Annotated in this window: 14 protein-coding genes; 11 read left to right on the plus strand and 3 right to left on the minus strand. The window is 69.6% G+C overall.

All coding sequences use genetic code 11. The annotated features are described in order from the left end of the window. Positions 1-6 precede the first annotated feature (6 nt). From I7X39_RS00625 to folK, 5 genes are read left to right on the plus strand one after another with little or no spacing between them, the layout of a single operon-like run. On the plus strand, positions 7-1,080 hold the full coding sequence (locus I7X39_RS00625; protein WP_198109019.1) for an AI-2E family transporter: 1,074 nt from the start codon (positions 7-9) through the stop codon (positions 1,078-1,080). Beyond that, the gene (locus I7X39_RS00630) at positions 1,077-1,748 is read left to right on the plus strand and encodes an HdaA/DnaA family protein (RefSeq protein ID WP_198109020.1); all 672 of its coding nucleotides are present in this window, start codon (positions 1,077-1,079) and stop codon (positions 1,746-1,748) included. The genes I7X39_RS00625 and I7X39_RS00630 overlap by 4 nt, the downstream gene beginning before the upstream one ends. Continuing rightward, complete coding sequence (locus I7X39_RS00635) at positions 1,729-2,397, plus strand: histidinol-phosphatase (RefSeq protein ID WP_198109021.1); 669 nt, start codon at positions 1,729-1,731, stop codon at positions 2,395-2,397. The genes I7X39_RS00630 and I7X39_RS00635 overlap by 20 nt, the downstream gene beginning before the upstream one ends. Continuing rightward, positions 2,394-3,902, plus strand: a complete 1,509-nt coding sequence (pcnB, locus tag I7X39_RS00640) for a polynucleotide adenylyltransferase PcnB (protein ID WP_198109022.1) — start codon at positions 2,394-2,396, stop codon at positions 3,900-3,902. Before I7X39_RS00635 ends, pcnB begins: the two co-directional genes overlap by 4 nt. Beyond that, positions 3,899-4,405: a 2-amino-4-hydroxy-6-hydroxymethyldihydropteridine diphosphokinase gene (folK, locus tag I7X39_RS00645; RefSeq protein WP_198109023.1), complete on the plus strand. Its 507-nt coding sequence runs from the start codon at positions 3,899-3,901 to the stop codon at positions 4,403-4,405. Before pcnB ends, folK begins: the two co-directional genes overlap by 4 nt. Here folK and I7X39_RS00650 read toward each other — a convergent pair. Together I7X39_RS00650 and I7X39_RS00655 are read right to left on the minus strand one after the other, a co-directional pair. Beyond that, positions 4,380-4,811, minus strand: coding sequence for a TM2 domain-containing protein (locus I7X39_RS00650; RefSeq protein WP_232351625.1), 432 nt, complete (start codon positions 4,809-4,811; stop codon positions 4,380-4,382). The two genes, folK and I7X39_RS00650, sit on opposite strands and share 26 nt — an antisense overlap. Then, entirely contained in the window at positions 4,808-5,365 is a 558-nt protein-coding gene (locus tag I7X39_RS00655; protein WP_310739813.1) for a GNAT family N-acetyltransferase, read from the minus strand. The genes I7X39_RS00650 and I7X39_RS00655 overlap by 4 nt, the downstream gene beginning before the upstream one ends. 207 nt (positions 5,366-5,572) lie before the next feature. Between I7X39_RS00655 and rpsP the strand changes: the two genes are divergently transcribed. The 6 genes from rpsP to I7X39_RS00685 all read left to right on the plus strand — a co-directional run bounded on the left by rpsP (position 5,573) and on the right by I7X39_RS00685 (position 9,542). Next, positions 5,573-5,839 (plus strand): 30S ribosomal protein S16, encoded by a 267-nt coding sequence (gene rpsP / locus I7X39_RS00660; protein WP_198109024.1) that lies wholly within the window; start codon positions 5,573-5,575, stop codon positions 5,837-5,839. 8 nt (positions 5,840-5,847) lie between these two features. After that, entirely contained in the window at positions 5,848-6,414 is a 567-nt protein-coding gene (gene rimM / locus I7X39_RS00665) for a ribosome maturation factor RimM (protein ID WP_198109025.1), read from the plus strand. An 8-nt stretch (positions 6,415-6,422) separates the two neighbouring features. After that, a complete protein-coding gene (trmD, locus tag I7X39_RS00670; protein WP_198109026.1) occupies positions 6,423-7,196 on the plus strand; it encodes a tRNA (guanosine(37)-N1)-methyltransferase TrmD in 774 nt (257 codons plus the stop codon). 100 nt (positions 7,197-7,296) lie between these two features. Further along, positions 7,297-7,650: a 50S ribosomal protein L19 gene (rplS, locus tag I7X39_RS00675; RefSeq protein WP_198109027.1), complete on the plus strand. Its 354-nt coding sequence runs from the start codon at positions 7,297-7,299 to the stop codon at positions 7,648-7,650. Positions 7,651-7,844: 194 nt separating this feature from the next. Continuing rightward, on the plus strand, positions 7,845-8,528 hold the full coding sequence (locus I7X39_RS00680) for a CoA pyrophosphatase (protein WP_232351626.1): 684 nt from the start codon (positions 7,845-7,847) through the stop codon (positions 8,526-8,528). Positions 8,529-8,552: 24 nt separating this feature from the next. Beyond that, a complete protein-coding gene (locus I7X39_RS00685; protein WP_198109029.1) occupies positions 8,553-9,542 on the plus strand; it encodes a CobD/CbiB family protein in 990 nt (329 codons plus the stop codon). Between the two features lie 48 nt (positions 9,543-9,590). Here I7X39_RS00685 and I7X39_RS00690 read toward each other — a convergent pair whose 3' ends face one another. Then, positions 9,591-12,338 (minus strand): zinc-dependent metalloprotease, encoded by a 2,748-nt coding sequence (locus tag I7X39_RS00690; protein ID WP_232351627.1) that lies wholly within the window; start codon positions 12,336-12,338, stop codon positions 9,591-9,593. Positions 12,339-12,343: the final 5 nt, after the last annotated feature.

The raw sequence follows: 12,343 nt of genomic DNA on the forward strand, positions 1-12,343 counted from the left end.
GCGCCGATGAGCACCTTGCCCCTCAAGCTGTCCCCAGCGCAGCGCCGTGTGCTGGCCTGGCTGGGCCTGGGGGCCTTGCTGATCCTGCTGCTCTGGCTGCTCGCGCCGGTGCTCTCGCCCTTCGTGGCGGCAGCGGTGCTGGCCTATGCGCTGGATCCGCTGGTCGATCGCTTGGCCAAGCGCATGCCGCGGGTGCTCGCGGTGGTGCTGGTCGAGGTGGTGGTGATCCTGCTGCTGCTGGCGGTGGTGCTGCTGATCGTGCCCATCCTTTCCAAGGAGCTGCCGCTGCTGAAGGCGCAGATTCCCGCGCTGGCGGCGCGTCTCAACGAGCAGCTGGCGCCGCTGCTGCAGCGCTGGGGGCTGTCGGCCAGCCTGGATGTGGCAGCGATCAAGGAGTTCGTCATCAAGCACCTGGGCGCCAACGCGGACGACATCGCCGGCGCGTTGCTGGGTTCGGTGCGCATCGGCGGCTCGCTGCTGCTGGCGCTGATCGGGAATCTGGTGCTGATACCGGTGGTGCTCTTTTATCTGCTGCTGGATTGGCCGCAGCTGCGCGAGCGCGTCTGGGCGCTGGTGCCGCCACGTGCGCGGGAGTCCGCCGCTTCCTTCATGGGCGAGGCCGACGAGATGCTGGGCCACTACCTGCGGGGCCAGCTGCTGGTGATGGGCGCGCTGGCGCTGTACTACACGGTGGCGCTGGCGATCGCCGGCTTCGATCTGGCCTTGCCACTCGGCGTGTTCACCGGTCTGGCGGTCTTCGTGCCCTATGTGGGTTTCGGCCTGGGTCTGGTGCTGACGGTGCTGGCGGCCGCCCTGCAGTTCGCCAGTTGGTACGGGCTGCTCGCGGTGGCCGCGGTGTTCGGCATCGGCCAGCTGCTGGAGAGCTTTGTGCTCACGCCGCGCCTGGTCGGGGAGCGCATCGGCCTCTCGCCGCTGATGGTGATCTTCGTGCTGCTGGCCTTCGGGCATTTGCTGGGCTTCGTCGGCATCCTGGTGGCCCTGCCGCTCAGCGCCGTGGGGCTGGTGGCCTTGAAGCGGGCCCACCAGAGCTACCTGGCCAGCGGCCTGTACCGCGGATGAAGCAGCTGCCGCTGGACCTCGGCCCCGAGCCCGATCAGCGCCTGGCGCGCTTCGTGGTGGGCGCCAATGCCGAGCTGCTGGCGCATCTGCAAGGCCTGGGCCCGGGCGAGCCGCCCACACTGATCTGGGGCGGCGCGGGTAGCGGCAAGACCCATCTGCTGCATGGCCTGGCGCGCCAATGGCGCGAGCAGGGGCAGGCCGTGGCCGCATTCGATGCCGAAGCGCGTGGGCGCTGGGAGCTGGCGCCGACGGTGCGTCTGGTGCTGATCGACGACGTCGACCGGCTGGATGAGACCCAGCAGCACCAGGCCTTCGCGCTTTTCATCGAGGCGGTGGGGCAGGGCGCCACCGTGGTGGCCACCAGCCGCGCCCCGGCGGTGGACCTGCCGCTGCGCGAAGACCTGCGCACCCGTCTGGGCTGGGGCCCGAGCTTCGCGCTGCAGCCGCTCGACGAAGGTGCGCTGCGCGAGTTGCTGCTGCAGGACGGCCTGCGCCGCGGCCTGCAACTGCCGGCCGAGCTGCTGGACTACCTGCTGCTGCGCTTCGCCCGCGACCCCGCCCACCTGATTCCGCTGCTGGACCGCCTGGATCAGTACGCGCTGCGCCTCAAGCGCGCTCCCACCGTGCCGCTGCTGCGGCAGATGCTGAATGAACCTGACCCTGTTTGACCTGGACGGCACGCTGCTGCCGATCGATTCCGACCATGCCTTCGGCGAGTTCCTGGCCGAGCAGGGCTGGGTGGATGGCGAGCGCTGGCGCGCCCGCAATGACGGCTTCTACCGCGACTACTGCGAGGGCCGGCTGAACCTGAATGAGTACATCGAGTTCACCACCGGGGGCTGGCGCCACCGCCCGCTGGAGGAGGCCCTGGCCCTGCGTGCGCGCTTCATGGCCGAGGTGCTGGAGCCGGCCATGCACGACAATGCCCGCTCGCTGGTCGAGCGCCACCGTGCGGCCGGCGACCTGATGGCCCTGGTCACGGCCACCAATGTATTTGTCACCGAACCGATTGCGCAGGCGTTCGGCTTGAAGCATCTGATCGGGGTCGAACTGGCCCGTGATGCCCAGGGCCGCTACACCGGCGCGGTGGCCGGCGTGCCCTCGTTCCAGGGCGGCAAGATCACCCGGGTGCAGCAATGGCTGGCGGGTCTAGGGCGCCGCTTCGAGGACTTCGCCGTGACCACCTGCTACAGCGACTCGACCAATGACCTGCCCCTGCTGGAGGCCGTGAGCCACCCGGTGGCCACCAACCCCAGCGCCACGCTGGAGGCTCTGGCGCGCGAGCGCGGCTGGCCTGTTTTGAAGCTATTCGAATGATCAAGAAGTTCATCAACAAGCTGTTCGGCAAGAACGACACCAAGACCACGCCGCTGGGCAAGCGGGTGGAGGTGCCGGTGGCCGAACACGGCATCGACCGCAACCTGCTCGACGAGCGCGCCGTCAAGGTCGTCCAGACCCTGACCGAGGCCGGCTTCGAGGCCTATGTGGTGGGCGGCGCGGTGCGCGACCTGCTGCTGGGTCGCCGGCCCAAGGACTTCGACGTGGCCACCAATGCCACGCCGGAGCAGGTCAAGCAGCTGTTCCGCCGTGCCTTCATCATCGGCCGGCGCTTTCGCATCGTCCACGTGGTCTACGGCCGTGGCCGTGAGCATGAGGTCATCGAGGTCTCGACCTTCCGTGCCCTGCTGGCCGAGGCCAGTGCCGAACGTGTCAGCGGCAACGAGAAGAGCAGCAAGCACGAACTGGCGGGCAAGTCCCATGTGGTGGACGCCGAGGGCCGGGTGCTGCGCGACAACGTCTGGGGCCCCCAGGTCGAGGATGCCGCGCGGCGCGATTTCACCGTCAATGCCATGTACTACCAGCCGCAGACCGAGCTGCTGGTGGACTACCACGGCGGCCTCAAAGACCTGCGCGCCCAGCAGCTGCGCATGATTGGTGACCCGGAGACGCGCTACCGCGAAGACCCGGTGCGCATCCTGCGCGCCATCCGCTTCGCTGCCAAGCTGGGCTTCACGGTGGAGCCGGCCTCGAAGGCCCCGCTGCGCGCCATGGCCGCCCTGCTGCCCAATGTGCCGGCCTCGCGCCTGTTCGACGAGATGGTCAAGCTGCTGCAGACCGGCCATGGCTTGGCCAGCCTGGAGCAGCTGCGCCTGCAGGGCCTGGGCCGCGGCGTGTTCCCCATCCTGGATGCGGTGCTGAACCCCGATGGCAGCCTGCCCGAGGGGCCGCGTGGTGAGTTCGTGCGCCAGGCCCTGCAGGACACCGATGCCCGCGTGGCCGACGGCCGCAGCGTGGCGCCGAGCTTCCTGCTGGCCTGTCTGCTGTGGCACGAGGTCAAGCAGCGCTGGCAGGCCCTGCGCACCGCGGGCGAGCCGCCGGTGCCGGCCCTGCAGCAGGCCATCGATCAGGTGTTCGATGCCCGCGTGGGCGACATCTCCGGTCGCGGCAAGCTGGCCGCCGACATGCGCGAGATCTGGCTGATGCAGCCGCGCTTCGAGCGCCGCGGCGGCTCCGGCCCCTACAGCCTGGTGGAGCAGCCGCGCTACCGCGCCGGCTTCGACTTCCTGCGCCTGCGCGCCGATGTGGGCGATGCCGATGCCGCGCTGGCCGACTGGTGGGAGGACTTCGCGCTGGGCGACGAGGAGGAGCGCCGCGCGCTGATCGAGGATGCGCGCCAGCAGGAGCGTCGCAACCCGCGCGCCGCCAAGCCGGATGCCGAAAGCCCCGAGCCGCTGATCGACGCCCCCGCCAAGAAGCGTCGCCGCCGGCGCCGCAAGCCGGGCGCGCGCAGCGACGGCGACGCGCCCGCCGCCGCGGAGTGAGCGGCACGGCTTTCATCGGCCTGGGCGCCAATCTGGGCGACGCGCCCGCCACCCTGGGCTGGGCCTGGCAGGCGCTGCAGCAGCTGGGGCCTGCGCGCGTGTCGTCTCTCTACCGCAGCGCACCCTTCGAGGCCCAGGGGCCGGACTTCTTCAACGCCGTGGTGGCGCTCGACACCCCCGAGCCGCCGGAGGCGCTGCTGGAGCGCCTGCTGGCGCTTGAGCAGCAGCAGGGGCGGGAGCGCCCTTACCGAAACGCTCCCCGCACGCTGGACCTGGACTTGCTGGCCTTGGGCAGCGAGCAGCGCATGGGTACGCGCCTGCAGCTGCCGCACCCCCGTCTGCACGAGCGCGCCTTCGTGCTGCTGCCGCTGCTGGAGCTGGCGCCCGAGCTGGCGCTGCCCGGGCTGGGCGCCCTGCAGGCCTACCTGCCGGCCGTGGCCGGGCAGGGCATCGAGTGCCTGGGCGCCTTCGAGCCGCTCACCCGCCAGCAGCCTCCGCGCTGAGCTCGAAGTAGCGCTGGGCGCTGAAGGCGATGGTGGCCATCAGCGCCGTGCCGCCCAGCAGCAGGGCCGCCACGGCGGCCAGCACCGGCAGCCAGCGAGTCGGTGCGGCCGGCTGTTCAGGGTTGTGGCGGGCGTTCCAGCGCTCGTCGCTGCACAGGCCGTAGACGATGGCGCAGAGCGCGCCCTGCGCCAGCATCAGCCCCAGCAGGGGCAGGGTCCAGGCGGCCATGGCGTCGTGCTGGCCGATGGACTGGAAGCGATTCAGGCCCGCCAAACCGATCAGCGTGGGCAGAGGATGCAGCCACAGCCAGCGGTCCCGCAGGCCATAAAGATAGGCGCGATGCACACCCAGGCTGCCCAGCAGCAAGGCCAGCCAGGCGGCCACCCCCTTGTGCTTGATGCTCATGGCGCCGGACTCCCGGCGCCCGGGCCCAGTTCGCGCTGCATCAGCACCACGTCCAGCCAGCGGCCGAACTTCCAGCCGGAGGCCTTGAGGATGCCGGCGTCGGCAAAGCCCAGCGCGCGGTGCAGGCCGATCGAGCCGGCGTTGGCGCTGTCGCCGATCACCGCCAGCATTTGCCGCGCACCCGCCTGGGTGCAGCGCGCGATCAGCTCGGCCAGCAGCAGGCGGCCGACGCCCTGGCCCTGGGCCTCGGGCGCCAGGTAGATCGAGTCCTCGATGCAATAGCGGTAGGCCAGCCGCGGCCGAAAGTAGTTGCCGTAGGCATAGCCGAGAATGCGCCCCTGCTGTTCGGCCACCAGGAAGGGCAGGCCGCGCTCCAGCACCTCGGCACGGCGGCGCGCCATTTCCGAAGCCTCGGGGGGCTCAAGTTCGAAGGTGCCGGTGCCGTGCAGCACGGCATGGGCATAGATGGCGGTGATGGTTTCGAGATCCGCTTCCGTGCTGGATCTCACGCACACACCGGACAGGCCGGACAGGCCGGACAGGGCAGGGGCCACGCTGGCTTCCTCAGGGCTGGTTGACTGAACGCAAAAGTTTATAATCGCAGGCTTTTCGCGCTGGTCACCTGGGAACGGGTGGCGTATCTACAGTGCGAACACTTGGTGGAGTGGCTGCTGAGCAGCTGCCCGCCGTCCGGTTCAAACGCCCCTGACGTGTCCCTCGGAGCGGTGGAACCTACAACTGATTGAACCGAAGGAATTCCCATGGTCGTGATCCGTCTTGCTCGCGGTGGCTCCAAGAAGCGCCCGTTCTACAACATCGTCGTCGCCCCCAAGCAGGAGCGCCGTGACGGCCGCTTCATCGAGCGCGTCGGCTTCTACAACCCGGTGGCCTCGGGCCAGGCCGAGACCCTGCGTCTGGCCCTGGACCGCGTGAGCTACTGGGCCGGCGTTGGCGCCCAGCTGTCGCCCGTGGTCGAGCGTCTGGTCAAGCAGGCCCAGAAGGCCGCTGTGGCCCCGGCCGCTGCCTAAGCTGAGGCGTGGACCAAGCGCAAGCTTGGCCTGAGGACGCGGTCGAAGTCGGCCGCATCCTCGGTGCCTTCGGCGTGAAGGGCTGGATCAAGGTCCAGCCCTTTTCCTTTGATGCGTCCGCCTTGGCGGCCAGCACGACCTGGTGGCTGCACCTGGAGCGCCCCGGCCTGCCGACGCGGCAGGCCCTGAAGGTGCTGGCGCTGCGCGACCACGGCGAGGGCTTGGTGGCCCAGGTTGAGGGAGTGGACGGCCGTGACGAGGCCGAGCGCCTGCGCGGTGGCCTGCTCAGCGTGCCGCGCGCTGTGTTCCCGAAGACGCCGGATGGCGAGTACTACTGGATCGATCTGATCGGCCTGCAGGTCGTCAATACCCAGGGCCAGGATCTGGGGAAGGTGATTGATCTGATCGATACCGGCCCACATTGCGTGTTCCGCATCGCGCCTCCTGGGATCGAGCAGCCCAGCCCCAAGCAGGAGCGCCTGATCCCCTTCGTCGGCGCCTATGTGCTGGACGTCGATCTGGCTGCCAAGCAGATCAAGGTGGACTGGTCGCCCGACTGGGAATCCGAGGCCTGAACCAGGCCATGCGCTTTGACCTGCTGACCCTGTTCCCGGAGTTGGTGGCGCCCTTTCTGACGCAGGGCATCACCCGCCGGGCCTATGCCTCGGGTCAGGTGCAGGTGCAGTGCTGGAACCCGCGCGACTACACCGAGGATAACTACCGGCGCGTGGACGACCGCTGCTACGGCGGCGGCCCCGGCATGGTGATGCTGGTGGAGCCGCTGGAGCGCGCGCTGGCAGCGGCGCAGAGTGCGCGCGCGCAGCCGGGCCCGGTGATCCACTTCAGCCCGGCCGGCCGGCGCATGGATCAGGCCCTCGTGCAGGAACTCGCTCACGGACAGGGCGCGGTGCTGGTGTGTGGGCGCTACGAGGGCATCGACCAGCGCTTCATCGACCGCCATGTCGATCTGGAGCTGAGCCTGGGTGACTTCGTGCTCTCGGGCGGCGAGTTGCCGGCGCTGGCCTTGCTGGATGCCGTGACGCGTCTGCAGCCCGGCGTGCTGGGTGATGCCGCCTCGCATGAGCAGGACAGCTTTTCCGACGGCCTGCTGGACTGCCCGCACTACAGCCGCCCCGAGCAGCTGGGCGCCGACGCCGTGCCGCCGGTGCTGCTCAGCGGCCACCACGAGCAAATTCGTGCCTGGCGGCGCGAGCGCTCGCTGTGGCTGACGCTGACGCGCCGGCCCGATTTGATTGCCGCCGCGCGGGCCGATGGCCGTCTGAGCCGCAAGGACGAGGCCCTGCTGAGCGCCTGGTCGGCCGGTGCCCCCGGGCCGGACGGAAAAACCTGTCTATAATCGCCGGCTTTTCGTCGATCCTCTGCGGGACAGAGGTGCGCGTCTTGAACTTGGCGCCCACGAACAACAAGCGTCCCCGCACGATCCTTAGGAGAACCCTGTGGACCTGATCCAAACCCTTGAGCAAGAAGAAATCGCCCGTCTGAACAAGACGATCCCCTCGTTCATGCCCGGCGACACCGTGATCGTCAGCGTGAATGTGGTGGAAGGCACCCGCAAGCGTGTGCAGGCTTACGAAGGCGTGGTGATTGCCAAGCGCAATCGCGGCCTGAACAGCAGCTTCATCGTCCGCAAGATGTCCAGCGGCGAAGGTGTCGAGCGCACGTTCCAGCTGTACAGCCCGCTGATCGCCTCGATCGAAGTCAAGCGCCGTGGTGATGTGCGCCGCGCCAAGCTGTACTACCTGCGCAGCCGTTCGGGCAAGAGCGCTCGTATCAAGGAAAAACTCGCTTAAGCGAGTTTTCGGCGCAGCCAAAAGCTGGCCTGATCCAGCAGTGCCGGTCCCGCGTGGATCAGCCCTTGAAGCAAAGCCGCCTCCGGGCGGCTTTGTCGTTTGTGCGAGGCCTTTGGTCTCGCTCCCGGAAAGGCAGCCTGCCGGCAGCCTTTCCGGAACTACGGCCCTGGTGGCTGCGCCCTATGCTGCGGGCCATGAGTGGGGCAGGTTTTGATCCGCGTGAGGTACCGGTCAGTCAGGTGGATGAACACCTGCCGGTGCTGCCACCGGACTGGTTGCAGCCGGCGGCGCTGCGTCAGCACTTTGCCGAGGTACCGTTGAGCCCGCCCGAGCGACCCGGGGACGGTGGCCGCTTTGCCGGCCGGGAGCCGCGGGCCGCTGCCGTGCTGGTGCCCCTGGTGATGCGCGAGAGCGGCGTGCAGGTGCTGCTGACGCGCCGCACCGAGCATCTGCGCGACCACGCGGGCCAGATCAGCTTTCCCGGTGGCCGGGTGGAGGAAAGCGACGCTGACGCCTGGGCCACGGCCCTGCGCGAGGCCGAGGAGGAGATTGGCCTGGCCGCCGAGTGGGTCGAGCCGATCGGCCAGTTGCCGCGCTACCAGACCGTGACGGCCTACGAGGTGCAGCCCTGCGTGGCCCTGCTGCGCCCGGACTTCGTGCTGCGCCTGGACGAAGGCGAGGTGGCGGAGGCCTTCGAGGTGCCGCTGGGCTTCCTGATGGATCCGGCGCGGCACCAGCGCCACCGTGTGCGCCTGCCCGGAGTCGACCGCGAATTCCTCTCCATGCCCTGGTGGCACGAGGGGCGCGAGTACTTCATCTGGGGCGCCACGGCGGCCATGCTGCGCAACCTCTACCACCAGCTTCGGCAGGGGCGCTGAAGGGCGCGGCTAACATGCCGCGCCATGAGCTTTTTTGCAGTGCTGCTGGCCTTGTTGTGTGAGCAGCTGAAGCCCCTGCCGCATGGGAATGCGGTGCACCAAGGGGTGATCGGCTGGGCGCGTTGGAGCGGGCGCAATTTCGATGCGGGGCGCGAGCACCACGCCTGGGTGGTGTGGCTGGTGACCGTGCTGGCCCCCAGCCTGCTGGTGCTGGGCGTCTACCTGCTGCTGCGCCACTACTCGCTCTTCCTGGCCTTGGGTTTCGATGTGGTGGTGCTGTACCTGACGCTGGGCTTCCGCCAGTTCAGCCACTACTTCACCGACATCCGCCTGGCGCTGGAGCGCGGCGACGAGCAGGAGGCGCGCAACCTGCTGGCGCAGTGGCAGCACCTGGATGCGAGCGAGCTGCCGCGCGCGGAGCTGCTGCGCCATGTGATCGAGCACTCGCTGCTGGCCGCGCACCGCCATGTGTTCGGCGTCTTCTTCTGGTTCGTGCTGTGTTCGGCCCTGGGCCTGGGCCCGGCCGGCGCGGTGCTGTACCGCCTGGCCGAGTTCGCCAGCCGCTACTGGGCCTTCCGCAACCAGGCGCTCGACACCCATACCCACGAGGGCCTGCGCGAGCGTTCGCGCCAGTGCTTTGAGTGGATCGACCACCTGCCGGCGCGCCTGACCGCGACGGGCTTTGCCATCGTGGGCAATTTCGAAGAAGCGGTGAACGGCTGGCGCCGCGACGCCGGGCTGTGGCTGCACCCGAACGAGGGGATCATCCTGGCAGCTGCGGCCGGTGCGGTGGGCGTGCAGCTGGGCGGCGCGGCCGCGCCGGGCGTGACGCCGGACCGCAGCAAGACCTTCGCCGCCGGCGCCGCACAGGATGCCACCGCAGCCGATGGCTCCACCCCCGGTGAACCGCCGCAAAGCAGCCACCTGCAGTCCGTCGTGCGCCTGGTCTGGCGTTCGGTGGTGCTCTGGATGCTGCTGCTGGCGCTGCTGACGCTGAGCAATCTGATCGGCTGAAACAAAACGGCCCTGCAACGCAGGGCCGTTTGCCTTCTTGGCGGGAACTCAGACCGCGCTGCGCTGCAGCTTGGCCTGCAGGGCCAGGTCCAGGGTTTCGGCCACGTCCTGCAGATGGGCGCGTGCCTCGACCGAGAGTGCCGGCTTGCCCGCACCGGCCTGCACGCGGGCCAGCAGGGTCTTGGCCTCGGCGCGCAGCAGGCTGCGCGTGTCGGCGCGTGCCGTGGGGCTGGGGCGCAGCAGGGCGGCGGCCAGGCGGTTGGCGTGCTCGCGCTGCAGCTCGCGGCGCCCGCGCGAGATGTCCGTGCCGGCCGTCAGCTCGCTCCAGATGTCCTGGCCCAGGCGGCGGTAGAGCTCCGAGAGGCGGAAGGCCTCGCCCTTGGCTAGCTTGGCCTCGCTGTCCAAGATGCGCCCCGCCACGCCGTCGCTCAGCAGCTGGGCCAGCATGGCCTTCTGCAGGTCCACCATCTGGCCGGAGAAGGAGTACTCGGTGGCCGGCACGCGGGTGCCGGCGAAGACTGCATCGGTGCGTTCCTCGAAGTCCGGCGCCAGGCGGCGCTCCAGCGCCGGGCTCAGGGCGTAGGCCCCGGCGGAGAAGAAGTGCTTGCCCAGCACGTCCAGGGCCTCGCGCTGCACCGGCGCGGGGTTGGGTTGCAGCGGGTCGCGGCCGGAGCCCGGGAAGTCGCGCAGGGTCTTCACGCCGCCGATCTGGCGCACCAGCACGCCGGCCGCGCGCCCCAGATCACCGGCCACGAAGTTCAGCGTGCGGCGCAGCACGGCGTAGTCCTCAGTGGGCTTGAGCTGGCGCTTCTCCTGCTTGGCGATCATGTCGCGGGCGATCTCCACCCGCGTGCGGGCGAAGGCGACCGGGTCGTCACCCAGGTCGTCAGAGAGGGTCTCGGGGTCGATGCCCAGCGCGAAGTCCTCGTCGGTGCCATAGGCCAGCCACTTCTCGGCACTGCGGGCGGCAATGCGCTGCAGGCCTTCCGCCTCTTCGTCTTTGCTCAGCGGCTTGTAGCCGTACTCGATGGCCCAGTAATCGTACGGGCCCAGGGCGGGCCGCACGCGCCCGTGGTGGGCCAGCAGGGGCTGGCCCGGGGCGGGCAGGTGGGTGCCGGGGTACTCCATCACCGAGCCGGAGATGCCGTTGGCGGCGGTGAAGGCGGGGTCGTTGATCTGCGCCCAGGTGTAGGCACGCGAGGAGCGGAAGTTGTGGCGCAGGCCCAGGGTGTGGCCCACCTCGTGCATGGCCACGCCGCGCAGCACGTTCAGCACGAACTGCTTGGCCTCGGGGCCGTCGGGCTGGATGTCGCCGCGCGAGGCCAGCACCTCCAGGCCGTAGTGCAGCTGTTCCATCGCCCGGTCGGCGTGCTCGCAGGCCTCGCCATGCACATGGACGGCCGCGTCTTGCGGGGCACCCACCAGGCCTTCGCGCAGGGCGTCGTGTGCCTGCAGCAGTTGGGCCCAGTCGGCCACACCCTGCAGGGTGGCCGAGCGGAACCAGCGCTGGTTGCGCGAGGACAGACCTTCAAAGGCGATGTCGGCGTCGAGGATCTCGCCGGTGCGCGGGTCCACATGGCTGGGGCCGATAGCGCCGAAGCTGGGGTCGATGTTGACCATCCAGCGCACTGAGGCGACGTTGCCGTCCAGGGTGTCGAAGTTCGCGTCATCGGGCTGGATCTTGGCCACCACGGCGTTCTTGAAGCCGATGCGCTCGAAGGCCTTGTTCCACTCCAGGATGCCCTCGATCAGGGTGTCGCGGTATTCCAGCGGCACGTTCTTGTCCACCCAGAAGGTGATGGGCTTGACCGGCTCGGACAGCGCGGCCGAAGGGTCCTTCTTCTCCAGGCGCCAGCGGTTGACCATGCGCTGGCGCGGCGTGCGCGCCAGGTCGTTGCTGAAGTCGTCCACCGAGGTCTGGAAGTAGCCCACGCGCGGGTCGGCCTTGCGCACCGCCGCAGGGGTGTCGGGCAGCTTCATCAGCGTGTAGTGGATGCCCATGAAGAGGCTGCGCGCGTCCGGCAGCGTGCCCGGGGTGCTGGGCTGCGGGCCGGTGGGCATGCCCGGCGGCGTGGGCTGGGGCGCGGCCAGGGTGGCGGCGGCGAAGTGCTGGCTCACTTCCAGCATCACGCCCTCGGCATGGGCGCGTGCGGCCACGATGCTGGAGTTGCCACGGTCCAGCGCGTAGTTCTGGCGGTAGATGCGGCCCAGGTTCATGCCCAGGCCCTGAAGGTCGTTCAGGAAGATGCTGTTGGCCTCGATCAGCACCGACTTGCGTTCGGGGTGCGGCTGCGAGACCACCGGCACGCTGCCCAGCAGGCTGGGCGAGTAGCTGGCCTCTACCGCGCGGGCATTGGGCGTGCCGGCGTCGGCCCGCACCAGGGTGTTCTGCGCCACCAGCTGCACCTGGTTGTGCACGCGGCGGAAGTGGACCAGCTGCTGCTTGCCCACGCCGCTGCCCCAGCGCGAGGCCATCAGGCCGGCAAACAGGCTGTTTTCGCCGATGCCGCGGCTGATCTTGGGAGAGAGCAGCATCGGCTTGTTCAGGTCGGAGGGCGCGAGCTCGATCCAGACCTTGTCGTCCTTCTGCCAGAGCGTGAGCAGGCCGTCGATGCGCTTGGCGTCCTTGGTGAGCGCAGCAAAGGGCTGCGGCGCCCCTGCGCCGGCCGGGGCTGCGGCGGGGGCGCTGGGTGCGCCGGGTGCCGCGTTGGCGGGCGGGGTCTGCGCGGAGGCGGCGGTCGTCAGCGCCAGGCTCAGGACCGCGAGCGAGAAGGCGGAAAGGGTGTGCTTCTTCATGGGAA

Origin of the sequence: Inhella proteolytica (assembly GCF_016093275.1) — a bacterium.
Taxonomy (GTDB): domain Bacteria; phylum Pseudomonadota; class Gammaproteobacteria; order Burkholderiales; family Burkholderiaceae_C; genus Inhella; species Inhella proteolytica.